At 64.0% G+C, this 17132-nt stretch carries 17 protein-coding genes and 1 tRNA gene; 8 read left to right on the top strand and 10 right to left on the bottom strand.

Features of this window, described 5'->3' with window-relative positions; all coding sequences use genetic code 11:
- Window positions 1–13: 13 nt before the first annotated feature.
- Window positions 14–628: a TetR/AcrR family transcriptional regulator gene (locus GR167_RS00755; protein ID WP_160971532.1), complete on the bottom strand. Its 615-nt coding sequence runs from the start codon at window positions 626–628 to the stop codon at window positions 14–16.
- 130 nt (window positions 629–758) lie between these two features.
- On the opposite strand from GR167_RS00755, the gene GR167_RS00750 reads away from it, so the two are divergent.
- The 6 genes from GR167_RS00750 to speB all read left to right on the top strand — a co-directional run bounded on the left by GR167_RS00750 (window position 759) and on the right by speB (window position 5958).
- Window positions 759–1826, top strand: coding sequence for an ABC transporter substrate-binding protein (locus tag GR167_RS00750; protein WP_160971531.1), 1068 nt, complete (start codon window positions 759–761; stop codon window positions 1824–1826).
- A gap of 66 nt (window positions 1827–1892) precedes the next feature.
- Window positions 1893–2687 (top strand): ABC transporter permease, encoded by a 795-nt coding sequence (locus GR167_RS00745; protein WP_160971530.1) that lies wholly within the window; start codon window positions 1893–1895, stop codon window positions 2685–2687.
- Between the two features lies 1 nt (window position 2688).
- Entirely contained in the window at window positions 2689–3483 is a 795-nt protein-coding gene (locus GR167_RS00740; protein WP_160971529.1) for an ABC transporter ATP-binding protein, read from the top strand.
- Window positions 3480–4253, top strand: coding sequence for an SDR family NAD(P)-dependent oxidoreductase (locus tag GR167_RS00735; protein WP_160971528.1), 774 nt, complete (start codon window positions 3480–3482; stop codon window positions 4251–4253). The genes GR167_RS00740 and GR167_RS00735 overlap by 4 nt, the downstream gene beginning before the upstream one ends.
- Window positions 4250–4981: an SDR family NAD(P)-dependent oxidoreductase gene (locus GR167_RS00730; RefSeq protein WP_160971527.1), complete on the top strand. Its 732-nt coding sequence runs from the start codon at window positions 4250–4252 to the stop codon at window positions 4979–4981. Before GR167_RS00735 ends, GR167_RS00730 begins: the two co-directional genes overlap by 4 nt.
- Before the next feature lie 14 nt (window positions 4982–4995).
- Window positions 4996–5958, top strand: coding sequence for an agmatinase (gene speB / locus GR167_RS00725; RefSeq protein ID WP_160971526.1), 963 nt, complete (start codon window positions 4996–4998; stop codon window positions 5956–5958).
- An 86-nt stretch (window positions 5959–6044) separates the two neighbouring features.
- Here speB and GR167_RS00720 read toward each other — a convergent pair whose 3' ends face one another.
- Window positions 6045–6224 (bottom strand): DUF2783 domain-containing protein, encoded by a 180-nt coding sequence (locus tag GR167_RS00720; protein ID WP_160971525.1) that lies wholly within the window; start codon window positions 6222–6224, stop codon window positions 6045–6047.
- The gene (locus GR167_RS00715) at window positions 6221–7828 is read right to left on the bottom strand and encodes an FAD-dependent monooxygenase (RefSeq protein ID WP_160971524.1); all 1608 of its coding nucleotides are present in this window, start codon (window positions 7826–7828) and stop codon (window positions 6221–6223) included. The genes GR167_RS00720 and GR167_RS00715 overlap by 4 nt, the downstream gene beginning before the upstream one ends.
- Before the next feature lie 91 nt (window positions 7829–7919).
- Between GR167_RS00715 and GR167_RS00710 the strand changes: the two genes are divergently transcribed.
- Window positions 7920–8615: a helix-turn-helix transcriptional regulator gene (locus GR167_RS00710; RefSeq protein ID WP_212769787.1), complete on the top strand. Its 696-nt coding sequence runs from the start codon at window positions 7920–7922 to the stop codon at window positions 8613–8615.
- 68 nt (window positions 8616–8683) lie between these two features.
- Here GR167_RS00710 and GR167_RS00705 read toward each other — a convergent pair.
- Window positions 8684–8773 (bottom strand) — tRNA-Ser (locus tag GR167_RS00705).
- Between the two features lie 132 nt (window positions 8774–8905).
- Here GR167_RS00705 and GR167_RS00700 point away from each other — a divergent pair.
- Complete coding sequence (locus GR167_RS00700; protein WP_160971522.1) at window positions 8906–10057, top strand: AI-2E family transporter; 1152 nt, start codon at window positions 8906–8908, stop codon at window positions 10055–10057.
- Between the two features lie 3 nt (window positions 10058–10060).
- On the opposite strand, the gene GR167_RS00695 is transcribed toward GR167_RS00700, so the two are convergent.
- The 6 genes from GR167_RS00695 to GR167_RS00670 are packed head-to-tail and all read right to left on the bottom strand — an operon-like array spanning window position 10061 to window position 17062.
- Complete coding sequence (locus GR167_RS00695) at window positions 10061–10780, bottom strand: alanyl-tRNA editing protein (RefSeq protein ID WP_160971521.1); 720 nt, start codon at window positions 10778–10780, stop codon at window positions 10061–10063.
- Entirely contained in the window at window positions 10780–13134 is a 2355-nt protein-coding gene (locus tag GR167_RS00690) for a DUF3772 domain-containing protein (RefSeq protein ID WP_160971520.1), read from the bottom strand. The genes GR167_RS00695 and GR167_RS00690 overlap by 1 nt, the downstream gene beginning before the upstream one ends.
- Before the next feature lie 19 nt (window positions 13135–13153).
- Window positions 13154–14188, bottom strand: coding sequence for a cysteine synthase A (locus tag GR167_RS00685; protein WP_160971519.1), 1035 nt, complete (start codon window positions 14186–14188; stop codon window positions 13154–13156).
- Window positions 14189–14242: 54 nt separating this feature from the next.
- The gene (locus GR167_RS00680) at window positions 14243–15370 is read right to left on the bottom strand and encodes an NUDIX domain-containing protein (protein ID WP_160971518.1); all 1128 of its coding nucleotides are present in this window, start codon (window positions 15368–15370) and stop codon (window positions 14243–14245) included.
- Window positions 15371–15398: 28 nt separating this feature from the next.
- On the bottom strand, window positions 15399–15851 hold the full coding sequence (locus GR167_RS00675; protein WP_160971517.1) for a TrgA family protein: 453 nt from the start codon (window positions 15849–15851) through the stop codon (window positions 15399–15401).
- Window positions 15848–17062 (bottom strand): SAM-dependent methyltransferase, encoded by a 1215-nt coding sequence (locus tag GR167_RS00670; RefSeq protein WP_160971516.1) that lies wholly within the window; start codon window positions 17060–17062, stop codon window positions 15848–15850. The genes GR167_RS00675 and GR167_RS00670 overlap by 4 nt, the downstream gene beginning before the upstream one ends.
- Window positions 17063–17132 lie beyond the last annotated feature (70 nt).

The following is a 17132-nucleotide window of genomic DNA, read 5'->3' as shown; positions in this document are numbered from 1 at the left end:
CGGGGATCAAGACTCACCCGAGACACACGGAAAACAGCGCGGACATGTCGTTGCGCAAACGGGTTTCGATTTCTTCGCGGGACATCGCGTCGGATGAAATGAACTGTACGAAGCGGGCGTTCTGCAGGTGGAACAGCGCCTTGCCCAGATGCACCGGGTCGACCTTGGCCGGGATCGCGCCCGCCGCCTGCGCCGCCTCGATCCGGTTGACCAGCACATAGGCCAGTTGCTGATCGAGCCTGAAATAGGCCTCGCTCAGCCGCGTTCCGGCTTCGGTGGTGACCGCCGCGATGACCTGGCGCCAGATTTCCTTGTCCAGATGGGTGATCGCGTGATCCATGATCACATGCGCGAACGAGACCACCAACTCGACCAGATCGATGTCCTCGGTGGGCAATGATTCGTTCAGACGCGCGATCAGCGCCTCGTCGTTTTCCACCACCAGAGCCAGCAGGACCCCCGCCTTGGTGCCGTAATAATTATGCACCGTGACACCGGAAACCCCCGTCGCTTCGGCGATGTTTTCGATGGTCGTCTTCTCGTAACCCTTTTCTTTGAAAAGAGCTTTTGCCGAGGACACGATCCGTTTCCGGCGATCTTCTTTCTGGCGTGCGCGCAGGGTCGACAAACCTCGCCTCCTTTTTCAAGTGCAATTCATTTCGGCACAACCTTAGCGCAATAAATTTTTTTATTGAATAAAAATTTTTGCGAGATACAGTTTTATTCATCTAATGAGCCAAATTGCCAATCAGAGAGGAATGAACATGCGACCCATCGTGAAGCTTGCAGCAGGCGCGGCCCTGCTCCTGGGAGGCGGTACAAGCGTCGCCTCGGCCGACACCGTGAATGTCGGCGTCTGTGTATCCTGGCCGGGCTACGCGATGCTCGAAGTCGCCCGCCAGAAGGACCTGATCCCGGGTCACGACCTGAACATCACCATTTTCGAAGACCCGCTGGGCGGCCATGCCGCGCTGGCCGCCGGTCAGTTGGACGTCTACGGCTGCACCGCCGATTACACCCCCCTGACCGTGGATCGCGGCACCGACGTGGTGAACGTGGCCTTCCTGAACCCGTCCTACGGCGTCGACCACGTGATCCTGTCGCCCGGTATCGAACCGGCCGACCTGCCGGGCAAGAAAGTCGCCGCGCCGCAGGCCTATATCGGTCAACTGCTGATGGGGATCTGGCTGGATTCGGTCGGCATCACCCCCGATCAGGTCGAATGGGTGAACCTGAACGCAGACGAGGCCGTGGGCCCGATGATGTCGGATGACCTGGCCGCCGCCTACATGTACGAGCCGTGGATTTCCAAGGTTCTCGAAGCCAAGCCCGGCGCGAAAAGCATCGCCAACACCGCCGAGCCGGAGATCCTGAAGACCGGGATCTTCATGGACGCACTTTACATGAACAAGAACTTCATCGCCGAGAAGCGCGATGTCGCCCTCGACGTGCTGAAGGCACGCTGGGAAGGTCTGGGTTACTGGAACCAGCACACCGCTGAAACCAACAAGCTGCTGGCCGAGTTCCTGCAATGGCCGGAAGAAGATATCGGTTACGTCATCGGCACCGACGGCAAGAGCTTCGAAGGCGGCATCTACATGATGGACTTCGATGAATCCGCCCGTATCTGCGGCGTGCTGGACGGCGACGGCCCGTTCGGCATGGCCAACGGTTCGATGGCGGACTCGATCACGCTGACCAATGACTGGTGGATCAAGCTGGGCCTGATGGAAAACAAGGTCGACGCGTCCGCGGGCATCGATTGTTCGCTGATGGGCGACCTGGTGAAATCCGGCTATCGCCAAGCCCTTACCGCACACGATTAATCCGGTTCGGGGCGCGCTTTCCGGCGCGCCCCTGCCAATCCTTTTAAGATCACGAAAGGGGCCGTTGTGGCTGCACAAAGGTTTTTCGAGCTGCGCAAACCGGTAGGAAGCCGGCAGCGTATCGTCTCCGCCCTCGGCATATGGGCGGTCTTCTTCGGCATCTGGGTCGCCGCGACCTCCGCCGGGATGGTGAACGCATTGCTGGTCCCTGCCCCGCAGGATGTTTTCGCCACCACCTGGGACCTGTTCGCCTCGCGCGGCTTTGCCAGCGACGTGCTGATCTCGATCAGCCGCGTGATCGGCGCCTTCGCCATGGCCTGCGCCGTCGCGGTGCCGCTGGGCGTGATGATGGGCGTCTTTCCCAGCATCGAGGCGATCTTCGCCCCCTTCGTATCGGCCTGGCGCTATCTGCCGGCGCCGTCCTTCATCCCGATCCTGCTGATGTGGTTCGGCACCGGCGAGGCGCCCAAGCTGGCGCTGCTGTTCATCGGGGTGATCTTCTTCCTGATCACGCTGGTGATGGACCACACCAAGAATGTCCGCCAGGAATTGGTCGAAACCGCGCTGACGCTGGGCGCGTCGCGCCCGACCGTGGTGCTGAAGGTCGTCTTCCCCGCCGTGCTGCCCGATATCACGGTCGCGATGCGTCAGATGCTGGCGATGGCCTGGACCTATCTGGTGATCGCGGAAATCGTCGCCTCCACCACCGGGATCGGCGCGATGATGATGCGGGCGCGGCGGTTCCTGAAAACCGACGAAATCCTGTCCGGCATCATCGTGATCGGCGTGCTGGGCCTGCTGTTCGATATGCTGTTCGCGATGCTGCATCGCTGGGCCTTCCCCTATCTGAGGAAAAACTGACATGAGCGAGCAGAGCGCGCTTCAAATCCGCAACCTGTCCAAGGTGTTCGACCTGGGCCGCGGCCGGACCGTGCAGGCGGTGCAGGACATCAGTTTCGAGGTCGAACAGAATTCGATCTGCGTCCTGCTGGGTCCGTCGGGCTGTGGCAAGTCCACCGTGCTGCGGATGATGGCCGGGCTGGAAACCCCCACCGAAGGCGACATCGTGATCGGCGGCCACAGCGTCGACGGCCCCGGCCGCGACCGGGGCATGGTGTTCCAAGCCTATACCTCCTTCGACTGGATGTCAGTCCGCAAGAACGTGGAATTCGGCATGAAGATCAACGGCGTCCCGGCGCCCGAACGGGCCGAGCGGGCGCAGCGCTTCATCGACCTGGTGGGGCTTGGCAAATTCGCCGATGCCTACCCGTCGCAGCTGTCGGGCGGGATGCGCCAGCGGGTGGCGATCGCCCGCACCCTGGCCAACGGCCCCGAGGTTCTGCTGATGGACGAACCCTTCGGCGCGCTGGATGCCGAAACCCGCTGGCTGATGCAGGAACTGATGGTCAACGTCGCCGAGGAAACCAACACCACCATGGTGATCGTGACCCACGACCTGGAAGAGGCGATTTTCCTCGCCGACAAGATCGTGTTCCTGTCGAGCCACCCGGGGCGGCTGAAGGAAGAGATCGTGCCGGGCTTCAAGCAGGGCAAGCGCATTTCCGACAAGGAAAAGGTCGTCAAGCTGGACGGCTACAGCGATCTGGAAGCCCACCTGATGCACCTGATGCGCGAAGAAGGGCGCGGCGTGGAATGACGGGAACGGTCAGCTACGATTTCACCGGCAAATCGGTTCTGGTGACCGGCGCCAGCAGCGGCATCGGTTATGGCGTCGCCACCGCCTTCGCCGAAGCGGGCGCCGACCTGACCATCCTGTCGGAAACCGACGCCATCCATGACGCCGCAGCCAGCCTTCCCGGCAATGTGCGCGCGATCCGCTGCGATATCGCCGATGCGGCCATGGTGACCCGGGCGCTGGCCGATATCGACCGGCTGGACGTGCTGGTGAACAATGCCGGGTTGGAACGCCCGACCCCGCTTTCGGGGCAGAACCCCGAGGGCGATGAGACCTTCGAGCGGATCATGGCGATCAACGTCACCGGCACCCGCAACGTCACCGACACTCTGGTGAACCGCATCGCCGATGGCGGCCGGATCATCCTGACCGCCTCGATCTGGTCGCGCACCGCGGTGCCGGGGTTTTCGGCTTACGTCGCCAGCAAACACGCCAATCTTGGCCTGGTGCGGACCTGGGCGCAGGAACTGGGGCCCCGACGCATCTGCGTCAACGCGGTCTGCCCCGGCTGGGTCAAGACCGGGCCTGCGATGAATTCGCTGCGCGAACTGGCCCAATCCAGCGGCCGCAGCGAGGATGAAGTCGCCGCCGAAATCATGTCGGCGCAGGCCATCGACGGGCTGATGGAACCGCAGGACATTGCCGGGTTCTACCTGTTCCTCGCCTCGATGGGCGGCGCCAACATCACCGGGCAGGCGATCAATATCGACCGCGGCGAGGTGATGGCATGACGCTGCAGGGCAAAACCGCGCTGGTCACCGGCGCATCGCGCGGAATCGGCCGGGCGATTGCGTGCGCGCTGGCCGAGGCCGGGGCCAAGGTGGCCATCTGCCATCCCGGCGATGCGCAGGCCGATCAGGTGCTGGCCGAGCTTTCCGAAAAGACCGAGGCGATTGCCATCAAGGCCGACGTCTCCGACGAGGCGCAGGTCATCGACATGTTCGACACCGTCTGCGAAACCCTCGGCCCCCCCGATATCCTGATCAACAATGCGGGCATCCTGCGCGAAGCCCCTTTGGCCGACACGACGGCAGAAGATTTCGACCGGGTGATCGCGGTGAACCTGCGCGGCGGCTTCCTGTGCAGCCGCGAATTCGTGCGCCGCACCAATACCGGGCGGATCGTCAACATCGCCAGCGACCTGGGCCTTCTGGGCCGCGAAGACCTGGTGGCCTACAGCGCCTCCAAGGGCGGGGTGATCGCGATGACCCGCAGCCTGGCCCGCGAACTGGCCCCGAACATCCTGGTCAACGCGATTGCGCCGGGATCGATCGAAACCGACATGACCAGTCCCGCCAGCATGACGCCCGAACAAATCGCCAAGGACATGGCGACGCCGCTGGCGCGCTTCGGCCAGCCCGAAGACATCGCCGCGATGGCCGTGTTCCTGTGCGGCGCGGGGGGAAATTTCATCACCGGTCAATGCCTTGGCGTGAACGGTGGAAGCGTGATGACATGACAAAGGATGCCAAGATGAGCGACCCGTTTTTTCACCCGGTTTCCGGGTTCGACCTGCCCCGCTTCGCCGGGGTGCCGAGCTTCATGCGCCTGCCGCATCTGACGCTGGACGATCCCCGCATCGCCGACGTTCAGGTCGGCATCATCGGGGTGCCGTGGGACAGCGGCACCACCAACCGCCCCGGCCCGCGCCACGGCCCGCGCCAGCTGCGCGACATGTCCACCATGATCCGCGCGCAGAACGGCGCCACCGGGGTGCGCCCGTTCGAGATGATCAACTGCGCCGATCTGGGCGACGTGCCGCCGAACCCGGCCGACCTGATGGACAGCATGAACCGGATCACCACCTTCTACGACCAGGTCCTGTCGGCGGGGATGATCCCGCTGACCGCCGGTGGCGACCACCTCTCCTCGCTGCCGATCCTGCGCTCGCTGGGCAAGGCGGCGCCCTTGGGCATGATCCATTTCGACAGCCACACCGACCTGTTCAAGGATTACTTCGGCGGCACGCAATACACCCACGGCACCCCGTTCCGCCGCGCGGTGGAAGAAGGCCTGCTGGACCCCAAGCGCGTGGTGCAGATCGGTATTCGCGGTTCCACCTATGACAGCGAGGACCGCGATTTCGCCGATTCCGTCGGCATCCGCATCATCCCGATCGAGGAATTCCACGCCCGCGGCCCCGAGGACGTGATGGTGGAAGCCAAGGAAATCGTGGGCAGCGCGCCCACCTACATTTCCTACGACATCGATTTCGTCGATCCCGCCTTCGCGCCGGGCACCGGCACGCCGGAAGTGGGCGGGCCGAATTCCTACCAGGCGCTGCAGGTAGCGCGGATGCTGAACGGGGTTGATATCGTTGGCGCCGACCTGGTCGAGGTCTCGCCGCCCTTCGACGACAGCGGCGCGACCGCGTTCCTCGGCGTGTCGATCATGTTCGAAATCCTGTGCAATATCGCGCTCAACCTCAAAGGTTGAGCCGGTCCGCCCCCCACTCACGGAAATGGGCTGACCTGCCTTGCAGGAAAGAAGGAAACGGCGCCTCGGCGCCGTTTCTTTTCGTTTCACACGTCGAGGTTCTCGGCGGCCTCGGCAATCAGCGCAAGCGCGCGTGGCGCATCGCCCAGTTCATGCGCCATGAGCAGGGCAAGCTTGGCGAGGTACAGCTCGCGCTTCTCCGCCCCCAGTTCATCCAGCCGGTTGGCCAGCGCCTCATAGATGGTTTCGACCTCGGTAGGTGTCATTTGCTCTCTCCCGCGGTGGCGCGGACGTAGGCCGCGCGCAGGGTTTCCGGCGTGGCCCGCATCCAGCGGGCGGCGATATGCAGGTCGGGACGGACCAGATAGGCGCTGTGCGGACCGGCGGCCAAGACCTGCGCCGCTTCCGACCCCGGGTCCAGCACAACCACGTCCAGATCGAGGTCGGCAACGCCCTGCGCCAGCCCTTCGTCGAAACTCAGCAGCGTGAAGCCGCCGCCCAGCAGATCGGTCAGGAACCCGTCACGCACCCGCGCCTCGGGCAAAACGGCACCGGGCACCGGGCCGCCGCTGAAACCGGGATCATCGGCAGACACGGCGGGGCTGTCGGCATAGGTATAGGGCGTCATCTGGCGCGGATTGGCCAGTTCCCCGGCGAAGGGATGGCTCAGCGCCAGGTTCAGCGCCGCGTCGCGCATCAATTGCCAGCCGGGGCTGGGCGGCGTCATGAAGCGCGCCGATTTCGACGCGTTGGCGAACACATCCAGCGTCGCGCCGCGCCGTTCGGGCGTGTAGCTGTCCAGCAGGGGCGCCCCCGCCCTGCCCTGCATCACGAAGGCCAGTTTCCACGCGATGTTATGGGCATCGGCCAAGCCATTGTTCAGCCCCCGCACCCCGAAAATCGGCACGATATGGGCGCTGTCGCCGATGAAGAACACCCGCCCGTCGCGGTAATCGTCCAGCGCCAGCGTGTTGGCGGAATAGATGCTCCACCATTCCAGGTCCCAGTCGCCGGTATGGCCGATTTCCTGCAAAACCGACGCCACCGTCTGGCGCACGTTTTCCTCGCGGATCGCCTCGGCATCGTCCTCGTCGTCGTGCAGCTGGTAATCGATGCGCCAGATATTGTCGGGCTGCTTGTGCACCAGGATGGTGCCGCCGCGCCTGCAATCGGGATCGAACAGCGCCCGGCGGATGGTCGGGTAATCGTGATCCATCTGCACATCGGCGATGACATAGCGGCCTTCGTAATTTTCCCCGCGCAGCCGCAGCCCGCGCATCTGCCGGATCGCGCTGCGCGCCCCGTCGGCGGCCAGCAGCCAGTCGGCTTGCATCCGATACGTCCCCAGCGGGTCCTCGATTGTCAGGATGACCGCACCGTCGGCATCCTCCACCCCGCTCACCCGGCTTTGCCAGCGCATGTCGATCAGCGGCTCGCGGACAACCGCCTCCCACAGATATTCCTCGATATATTGCTGCTCGATATTGTACATCGGGCGGTATTTTTCCCGCGCGCTGTCGGGCATGTCGAATTCCAGAATCTGCCGCCCGCGATAAAACGTCCGCCCGGTGGTCCAGGGCAGCGATTTTTCCAGGAACGGGTCCACCGCTCCGATGTCTTCCAGGATGTGATAGCTCTGCCTTGCGACGCAGATCGCGCGGCTGCCGTCGTTGAACGTGTCCTTGGCGTCGAATAGGACCGAGCGCACACCATGCTTGGCCAGCGCCAGCGCCGCCGTCATCCCGACCGGCCCGGCGCCCACGATGGCGACCGGCGCGGCATCGGACAGCCCGGCGCGATCCTGCGGCGGGTCGAAATGCGGATAGGTGAAATAGAGCGATTGCGTCTCGCTGCGTCCGGCTGGCCTCATCTTTGTCCTCCCTCTTGGCTTGACCCGGTATGTAACGGAAATCCCCGCGCATTGTCTGTCCCCTTCACAGGGGGACATGGTAAGGGAAGCCATGACTTCGCTCGCCCATCACGTTGACACCTGCCTCGCCCGGATCGGCACCGGGGAATTCGCCGCCGCCTTCGCCGATTTCGTCGAAACCATGGGCGTCGATCAGATCATGGTCTTCGCCATCGACGGCGACCACGCGCGCTGCCTGCTGTCGCGCCATTTCAGCCATTCGGTGCTGGCCGGGAAGCTGGCGGCGAGCTATCTCGACGGTTGGTTCTTGCAGGACCCGCTGCTGCCCGAGCTGCGCCAGGCCGCACCGGGCACGGTGACGCTGCACCGCCTCGACGGAATCGGGGCCGAGATGGGTGATGACTATCGCCGCATCTTCTTCGACGAGCCGGGGTTAAAGGCCAAGACGACACTGATCGCCGCCGGCGACCGCCTGCGCCTTTTCGTCAGCCTGTATCAGTCGGAGGGTACAAAGGCGCATTGCGACGCCGATCTGGCCCGGCTGGCCGGGCGGCTGGCCTTGATGCATTTCGAACGGATGAGCGAAGACGGCCCGCCGCCGCCGCTGGCGGTGCTGAGCGAACGCGAATGCGCGGTCTGCCTTGGCGTGTTGTCGGGCCAGAAGGCCGAGGCGATCGCCGCCGATCTGGGCATCGCGGCCTCGACCGTCGTCACCTATCGCAAGCGCGCCTATGCCAAGCTCGGCATCACCTCACGCGCGGGGCTGTTCGCGATCTGCGCGAAATAGTGGCACGGGCGCCAAAACCGTCACCAAACCGCCAGTCGCGGAAAATTAACAAATAGAAGCAAGGATGATGGCGGAGAGACAGGGATTCGAACCCTGGAGACGGTTTCCCGCCTACACACTTTCCAGGCGTGCGCCTTCGACCACTCGGCCACCTCTCCGTAGGGGGTGCTATACCGTCACAAACGGGGGGATTGCAAGCCCGTAACGGCCCGCTTTCTGGCCGTTGTATCTGCTTTCTGCATGGCACATATTCGACCAAGACGGAAATCCCCTCACCAAGGTCCCAAAACATGACGCCAAACCCCCGACACAGCCTGCGCCCGCGCCAGATTCCGATTCAGGATCAGGGCCGCACGCAGCTGCAGCGGGTGCAGACCGGGGCGCTGATCATCATCGCCTTCGCGGTGGTGCTGTTCCTGCTGGTGCAGGCGCGGTTCCTGCTGATTTCGCTGGCCACCGCCATCGTGCTGTTTTCGCTGACCAGCGACGCGATCAACTTCATCGCGCGCCAGAAGATCGGGCCGATCCGCATTCCCAACCTGGTCGCCTCGGTGACCGCTTTGGTGCTGATCTCGGCGGCTTTGCTGACCTCGACCTCGATCATCCTGAGCCAGATCAACACGGTGCTGACCACCACCCTGTCCTATGCCGAAAGCGCGCCCAAGGCGGTGGCGGCGATGTTCGCCTGGCTCGGCCATGACGTGGAACAGGCGGTGTTCAATTCGGTCAGTTCGGTCGACATCACGTCTTACCTGCGCACCGGGGCGAGCCAGGCCGGCAACCTGATGTCGGCGACGGTGCTGGTGATCCTCTTCGTCGGCTTCCTGTTCGCCGAACGGATCTGGTTTTCCACCAAGCTGGTGAATTTCTTCGGCGACGAGGATCAGGCCGAACGGGTCGGAAAGGTGATGAGCACGATCATCCACCGGGTGAACTATTACCTGCTGGTCAAGACCCTGGTCAGCGTGGCGACCGGCGGCATGGTCTTCGTGGTGGCCAAGGCGTTCAATCTCGACCTCGCGGCCGCGCTTGGCATCCTGACCTTCGTTTTGAACTACATCCCCAATATCGGGTCGATCGTGGCCACCGTCCTGGTGGCGCTGGTCACCTATGTGCAGACCGGCCAGCCGGCGCCGACCGCGGCGATCTTCGTGGTCGTGGGGGTGATCCAGTTCGTCAACGGCAGCATCATCGACCCGATGCTGATGGGGCGCGCTTTGCGGCTCAGCTCCTTCGGGATCATCATCAACCTGGCCTTCTGGGGCGCGGTCTGGGGCGTGCCGGGGATGTTCCTGTCGGTGCCGATCATGGTGGCGATGATGATCATCTGCAGCCAGGTGCCCGAATTGCGGCCGATCGCGATCCTGCTGTCGCGCCAGGGCCTGCCGGAAGACGACGCCGCCGCGCCGTCGCAGGCCCCCGCGCCCAAAGACGAAAAGTAAGCCTCAGCCGTCGAGCAGCACCGACACCCGGCGGTTCTGCCGCCCCTTCTTTTCGATCTTGCCCAGAACCAGGCGGCCGATTTCGCCGGTGCGCGCCACATGGGTGCCGCCGCAGGGCTGCAGGTCGATCTGATCTTCGCCCTGCCCGATCCGCACCAGCCGCACCTTGCCCTGGCCCATCGGCGGCATCACCGACATGGTCTTGACCAGGCCGGGATTGGCGCGCAATTCGTCATCGGTGATCCAGTCCTCGGTCACCGGCAGGTCGCGGTCGACCAGATCGTTCAGCGCCTCCGCCACCGCGTCGCGGTCCTCCGGCGCCTCGGGCATGTCGAAGTCGAGCCGCCCCTTTTCCGCGCCGATGCTGCCGCCCGAGACCGGGAAAGGCAGCACCACCGACAGAAGATGCAGCGCGGTATGCACCCGCATGTGGCGGTGACGCCGGTCCCAGTCGAGTTCCTGATTCACCTGCGTACCGACCGGCGGCATCGCGCCCGGTTCGGCGGGCACCAGTACGATATCGTCGCCCTCGCCCTTCACCGTGGTGGCGATGGACATCGAACCGCCCGGCCAGCTGATCCGGCCGCTGTCGCCCGGCTGGCCGCCGCCGGTGGCATAGAACACCGTCTGGTCCAGCACGATCCCGCCTTCGGGCGTGTGCGACGTCACCACCCCCTTGGCCGAACGCATATAGGCATCTTCGCGGAACAACGGGCGGGTCATCAGGTGTCTCCTTGATCTTCGTCTTCGGGCGGGGTACCGCGCAGCGCCTCGGGGTTGCGCAGCCAGATATCGCGCTGCGCGAAGGGAATTTCGATCCCTTCCTCGGTAAAGCGGCGGGCGATTTCGTGGTTCAGGTCGGATTTGACCGACAGGCTCCAGTTCACGTCGCGCAGGATGGCGCGGATTTCGAAATCCAGCGAATCCGCGCCGAAGCCGCGGAACAGGATCGACGGTTCGGGATTGGCCAGGATCATCGGATGGGCATTGGCGATGTCGCGCAGGATCGCTTCGACCTTCCGGGTGTCGGTGCCATAGGCCACCCCAACCGGCACGATCACCCGCCCCACCGTGTTGCCGCGGGTGTAATTGGTCACCCGGCCGCTGATCAGGTCGGAATTGGGCACGATCACATCGGTGCGGTCGAAGGTTTCGATCCGGGTCGAACGGACCGAGATATCGCGCACATAGCCCATTTCGCCGCCGACCTCGATCCAGTCGCCCTCGGAGACCGGGCGTTCGATCAGCAGGATGATGCCCGACACGAAATTCGACACGATATTCTGCAGCCCGAAACCGATACCGACCGACAGCGCACCGGCGACGATGGCGATGGAGCTCAGGTCGATCCCCGCCCCGGTGATCGCCACCAGCGCCGCGATGGTCACGCCCACGTAACCGGTGCCCGCCACGATGGCATTCTGTCCGCCCGCATCGATCCGCGTCTTGGGCAGCACGGTGGAGCGCAGCGCCCCCTGCAGGATGCGGGTCGAGACATAGCCGATGGCGAAGATCAGCGCGAAGGTCAGGAAATCGGCGGGGGAAATCCGGGTACCGCCCAGTTGCACCCCTTCGAGGAACCGGCTCCACAATTCGGTCAGGTCGGCCACCCGCGCGCCCCAGACCAGAGCCAGGACCGGCAGCGCGGCAAGCGCCAGAAGGAACCCGATCAGCACCGGCGCCAGGGCTTCGCCGCGTTCGCCGTTGCCGCGGGACAGCAGCGCGTAAAGGTCTTCGACGAAATGCTGCAGGACCAGCACCAGCGCCAGCACCCCGATGGTCATCACCGACGGGTAAAGCAACCCTTCGGCCGCACCGCGATAGCCGATGGCGGCCAGCACCGGGCTGATCGTCCCGACCACGGCGGCGGCCTGCGCCAGCATCCGCAGGGCCCGCACCCGGTAGCGCCCGGGTTCGGCATCCTCGCCGGGCGGCGGCACCAGGCGGCGGCGCAGGAACCGCGACATCCGCAGAAGCGCCAGCCCGGTCAGCAGGGTGATCGGGAAGGCCAGCACGGCGGCGGTTTCTTCGCTGATGCCGGACACGTCGCAGAACATCCGCAGTGCCAGCGCCAGAACCAGCAGCAGCGCCAGCCCCATGCATTGATGCCGCGCCGCCGGTTTGAGCTCGTCGGGAACGTCGAGAGGGGCGGTCTGCTGCGGCAATCCGTGGAACAATCGGTCGCTCATCCAGCCCACGATCAGCAGCACCGCGCCGAAGAAGGGCACCGCGCTCAGCAGCCGTTCCAGCCGCAGCCCGGCAAAACCGGTTTGCAGCGCCGCCGTCACCAGCAGGTTCAACCCGACGAAAGGCACGACTACCTGCCCCAGCGACAACACGAAGTTCCAGACATCGCTTCCCCGTCTGGGGCGGGTCTGCAAATGGCGCAGGGCGCGCGCGGACCAACTGCGGCCACGCAGCAAAAGCACCAGCCCGATCAGCGCCAGCGGCACGATCACCAGCAGTTGATCGCGGAACTGGAACCGGCGCAGTTCATTGTCCCAGTTGCCGCGGAACTCGCTGCCGATCAGGCTCAGCCCGTCGAACATTTCCGACAGCGCCGGTTGCCAGTGCAGCGGGTTGAGCGGCGACGGCCCCAGCGACACCCAGGCCTCGGCCTGGCGGGTGCGGATGATGTCGTCGATTTCGCTGACGATCCCGTTGGCGCGGGAATAGGCTTCGGCGGCGGCCAGCACCGGCGCCTGCAGCCGCGCCAGTTCGGCGTTCAGCTCGGCGCGCCGGGTTGCGATTTCACTGCTTTCCGTGCCGTCTTCGGGCGCCGGGCCCAACACGTCGAGCTGGCTTTGCACCGTGGTGATGCGTTCGCCGTGGGTGTCCTGAGCCTGTAGGAACTGTTCGCGCCAGGTCACGATCTCGGCGCGCAGGCCTTCCAGCGCCTTGTTCGAAGCCTTGCCCGCCTCGACCGCCGCCTCGGCACGCTGCGCGGTGCTGTCCCAGGCCGCGTAATCCAGCGTCTCGGCGGAACTCGACAGGGCCGCCTGCTGGGCTGTGGCACCGGCAGCGGCGGACAAGGCGAGGCCGATCGCCAGCCACAGCGCCCAGACCCATCGCTTCATCCCCGCGCCCGCCATGATCTTACGGTGTCTCGAAGACCGACGGCGGGGTCGGCATGTCGCGGACCAGCCATCCGGGCTGCGGCAGGCTCTTTTCGGCCAGGAATTGCGGGTTGAACAGTTTCGACTGATAGCGGCTGCCGAAATCGCACAGCATCGTCACGATGGTGTGGCCCGGCCCCATCTCCTTGGCCATCCGCATGGCGCCGGCGATATTGACCGCGGTCGATCCGCCCATGCACAGCCCCTCTTCCTCCAGCAGGCGGAAGACGACCGGCAGCGCCTCGTCATCGGGGATCTGATAGGCGAAATCGGGGGTGAAGCCTTCGAGGTTGGCAGTGATCCGCCCCTGCCCGATCCCTTCGGTGATCGAGCTGCCCTCGGATTTGAATTCACCGGTCTTGTAATAGCTGTAGAGCGCCGCACCCATCGGGTCGGCGATGCCGATCTTCACGCCCTTGGGCTGCAGCGCCATGCCGGTCCCCGCCAGCGTGCCGCCCGATCCCACCGCGCAGATGAACCCGTCGACCTTGCCGCCGGTCTGTTCCCAGATTTCGGGACCCGTCGTTTCGATATGGGCCTGCCGGTTGGCGACGTTATCGAACTGGTTGGCCCAGATCACGCCATTCGGTTCCGTCTTGGCCAGTTCCTTGGCCAGACGTTCGGAATAGCGCACGTAGTTGTTGGGGTTCTTGTAGGGCGCCGCCGGCACCTCGACCAGTTGCGCGCCGGCCAGACGGATCATGTCCTTCTTTTCCTGGCTCTGGGTTTCGGGGATCACGATCACGGTCTTGAACCCCATCGACGCGCCGACCAGCGCCAGGCCGATGCCGGTGTTTCCGGCCGTGCCCTCGACAATGGTGCCGCCCGGTTTCAGCTGCCCCTTGGCGATGGCATCGCGGATGATGAACAGCGCCGCGCGATCCTTGACCGACTGGCCCGGGTTCATGAACTCGGCCTTGCCGTAAATATCACAGCCGGTTTCCTCGCTCGCCCGTTTCAGGCGGATCAGCGGCGTGTTGCCAACGGCTTCGGCCAGGTCATGTGCAATGCGCATTTCGTAAATTCCCTTGTCGTTCCTGACATGGTTTAGGCCCGCTTGGGCCGGACCTCAAGCTTCGGCGCGCAAACGATCACGGTTCCGTGCGAGCCACAAAAGCGCCATCGCCAGCGGCATCACCCGCAACTGCCCCCTGTCCAGCATCTCCATAGCGGCGTCGAAGGACAACACATGGCTGCGGATATCTTCGTGTTCCCCATCGACCCCGCCGGTGCCCTGCGCATGATCAGGAAGGTCAGCCAAGGCAAGGTAAACATGGAAGAATTCCGACGAACAGCCCGGCGAGGGATAACCGCGATGGATCAGCTCCAGACCCTGCAAATCCAGCCCGGCCTCTTCCAGCGCCTCGCGCCTTGCGCAGTCTTCAGGGCTCTCGCCGGGATCGACCCGGCCCGCCACCGGCTCCAATTGCCAGGGGCTGCGATCGCCGCGCGCCCAGGGGCCCATGCGGAACTGTTCCAGCAGCAGCACCCGGTCGCGTTTCGGATCATAGGGCAGCACCAGCGCGGCGTCTGTGGACACGAAGGAGGCGCGCTGCACCTCCGCGCTCATCCCGCCGCCGAATTTGCGGAATTGCAGCTGCTGTTCCTCGACCGCGAAATAATTGGCATAGGGGCGCGATGTGTCATGGCTGATCACGTCCTCCTCACCCAGCCCGCTTGGGGTTTCCGTCGGCGCCTCGTCACGGGCATAGACCCAGCTGGAGGCGCGGGCATGGATCATGGCGTAGATGCGGCCCACTTCCTCGGGCAGCTTCTGGCCATGATAGCTCACGACTTCCTGCGCCGCGCGGCAATTGATCCGGCCCCACTGATCTGCCCATTGCGCCAGGTCGAAAGCGTCGCCCGGTTCATAGGTATTGTCCGGCGGAGTCCAGATCAGCGCCTCGACCGGGCCGGTGTCGCTGTCCACCTCGACCGGGTGCAGAGTATACCCGAAGACCTGTTCATAGAAATCCAGCCGCGCGACATCTGCCGCGCTCAGCCCGTGCAGCAGCAGCCCCTCGGCCGCGTCGCCCGGGGCGTTGAAAATCATCGGGAAAGCCTGGCCGCGGACCAGGCAAACACGGTGATCGGGCAGTTTCGCCGGGATGCGGCGCAAGTCCGGGACGGCATGGCCCAGCACGGATTCGAGCAACGGTAGATGGCGCAGCGTGCCATAGACGAAAACGGCATTCATGACGGTTCGGTCCCGGAAATCAGCAGGTTTATCGCCAAATGCTATTGATCAGTTCGGCGATAATGGCAACCGCGATTCCCCCCGCGATCAAGACCCCGACGACCAGCGGGTCGATCAGCACCGCGCCGAATTCGGCGCCGATGCGGAACATGTCTTCGATCCCGGCCAGCGGGTTGGAATACATCCGGCGCATCGACAGGTGCAGCATTTCGTAGAGCGAATGGAAAAACAGCCCGAAGAAGATCAGCACCGCGATGCCGGTGATGCCGTTGCTGATCGCCATGAACAGCCCCTCGCCGACCTTGGCGCCGATGCTGCGCCAGCCGACAATCGCCCCAAGCGCGGCGTTGACGTAGTTGAACCAGCCGAATTGCGTTGAATCTGGCATCAAGGGGCGGATCAGGTCGGATACGAACCATGCCAGCGCGGCCATCAGGATCGCCGAGGTCAGCTTGGCGGCGGTGGGCATGAACCGGATCATCCGTTTTCGGGCCTCTGGATTGTGATCTGCGTCACGTCACAGTTGCCGCCATGAAAGGCCCCGGCGCAAGAGGTCAGATAGAAATTCCACATCCGGCGGAACCGGTCGTCGAAGCCAAGTGCGGCGACCTCATCCCAGCGGGCGTTGAACCGGTCGTGCCAGCGCCGCAGCGTCTGGCTGTAGCTGTCGCCGAATTCGAACGATCCGACCTCGGTCAGTCCCGCCTTGGAAATCTCGCTCCGCAGTGCCGACGGGCTTGGCAACATGCCGCCGGGAAAGATGTATTTTTGAATGAAGTCCACGCCTTTACGGTATGTTTCAAAACGCTTTTCCTGCAAGGTGATGATCTGCAGAGTGGCGTTCTTGCCCGGTTTGAGACGCTCGCGCACCGTGTCGAAATAGACCGGCCAGTATTTTTCGCCCACCGCTTCGAACATTTCGATACTTGCGATGCCGTCATACTGGCCCTTTTCATCGCGGTAATCCTGCAGCCGCAGGTCGACACGGTCAGATAGCCCTGCCTTTTCAATACGTTCCCGTGCGTACTTCAACTGTTCTTCGGAAATGGTCAGCCCGGTGACCTTCAGCCCGCGTTCCTTGGCGGCATATTCGGCGAACCCGCCCCAGCCGCAGCCGATTTCCAGCACGTGATCGCCGGGGCGCGCCCCCATCCGATCCACCATAGAGGCATATTTCGCCGTCTGCGCCGCCTCCAGGCTTTCCTGCCCGGTTTTGAACAGCGCGCTGGAATAGGTCATCGTGTCGTCCAGCCACAGCGCATAGAAATCGTTGCCCAGGTCGTAGTGATAACTGATGTTCTTGCGCGCCTGTTTACGGGTGTTGGAATTCATCCAATGGCGCATCCGTTCATAGGCGCGCACCAGGAACATGCCGGGGAAACCTTCATAGACCTCGTCATTGCCGCCATGCATCAGGTCCAAAAATGCCTGCAGGTCCGGCGTGTCCCACCAGCCTTCGAGATAGGCGTCGCAAAATCCAAGGTCGCCCTCGCGGATCAGCCGCGCGAACGTGTCTGCGTTCTTGACCCGCAATTCCGCGACATAGCCCGGCTGTTTCCCCTCGGCGCGGAAAATGCGCCCGTCGGGCATCACGAAGTCCAGCCGCCCCTTGGCCATCCGGTTCGCGATTTCAAATACTTTCGCGAAATAGCGCGGCAAATCACTTTGGTTCTCGGTCGTCGTCAGGATCATCGGCAATTCCCCCTCGGTACTCCGAGTACAGGCTGGCAAGAAAATCCTTTTCGGGCAAGAATTTCGTTAC

The organism is Thalassovita mangrovi, from assembly GCF_009857745.1.
GTDB lineage: Bacteria > Pseudomonadota > Alphaproteobacteria > Rhodobacterales > Rhodobacteraceae > Thalassobius > Thalassobius mangrovi.
The sequence above is the reverse complement of the archived record's forward strand: the minus strand, read 5'-3'. Positions and strand labels throughout refer to the sequence as shown.

Excerpts from the sequence above, each read along its gene's own strand:
- GR167_RS00690 (WP_160971520.1), bottom strand. The coding sequence starts at position 13,134 with ATGAAGCGATGGGTCTGGGCGCTGTGGCTGGCGATCGGCCTCGCCTTG.
- GR167_RS00685 (WP_160971519.1), bottom strand. The coding sequence starts at position 14,188 with ATGCGCATTGCACATGACCTGGCCGAAGCCGTTGGCAACACGCCGCTG.
- GR167_RS00750 (WP_160971531.1), top strand. The coding sequence starts at position 759 with ATGAACATGCGACCCATCGTGAAGCTTGCAGCAGGCGCGGCCCTGCTC.
- GR167_RS00735 (WP_160971528.1), top strand. The coding sequence starts at position 3,480 with ATGACGGGAACGGTCAGCTACGATTTCACCGGCAAATCGGTTCTGGTG.
- GR167_RS00695 (WP_160971521.1), bottom strand. The coding sequence starts at position 10,780 with ATGACCCGCCCGTTGTTCCGCGAAGATGCCTATATGCGTTCGGCCAAG.
- GR167_RS00700 (WP_160971522.1), top strand. The coding sequence starts at position 8,906 with ATGACGCCAAACCCCCGACACAGCCTGCGCCCGCGCCAGATTCCGATT.
- GR167_RS00675 (WP_160971517.1), bottom strand. The coding sequence starts at position 15,851 with ATGATCCGGTTCATGCCCACCGCCGCCAAGCTGACCTCGGCGATCCTG.
- GR167_RS00730 (WP_160971527.1), top strand. The coding sequence starts at position 4,250 with ATGACGCTGCAGGGCAAAACCGCGCTGGTCACCGGCGCATCGCGCGGA.
- speB (WP_160971526.1), top strand. The coding sequence starts at position 4,996 with ATGAGCGACCCGTTTTTTCACCCGGTTTCCGGGTTCGACCTGCCCCGC.
- GR167_RS00710 (WP_212769787.1), top strand. The coding sequence starts at position 7,920 with ATGACTTCGCTCGCCCATCACGTTGACACCTGCCTCGCCCGGATCGGC.
- GR167_RS00670 (WP_160971516.1), bottom strand. The coding sequence starts at position 17,062 with ATGATCCTGACGACGACCGAGAACCAAAGTGATTTGCCGCGCTATTTC.
- GR167_RS00715 (WP_160971524.1), bottom strand. The coding sequence starts at position 7,828 with ATGAGGCCAGCCGGACGCAGCGAGACGCAATCGCTCTATTTCACCTAT.
- GR167_RS00720 (WP_160971525.1), bottom strand. The coding sequence starts at position 6,224 with ATGACACCTACCGAGGTCGAAACCATCTATGAGGCGCTGGCCAACCGG.
- GR167_RS00680 (WP_160971518.1), bottom strand. The coding sequence starts at position 15,370 with ATGAATGCCGTTTTCGTCTATGGCACGCTGCGCCATCTACCGTTGCTC.
- GR167_RS00740 (WP_160971529.1), top strand. The coding sequence starts at position 2,689 with ATGAGCGAGCAGAGCGCGCTTCAAATCCGCAACCTGTCCAAGGTGTTC.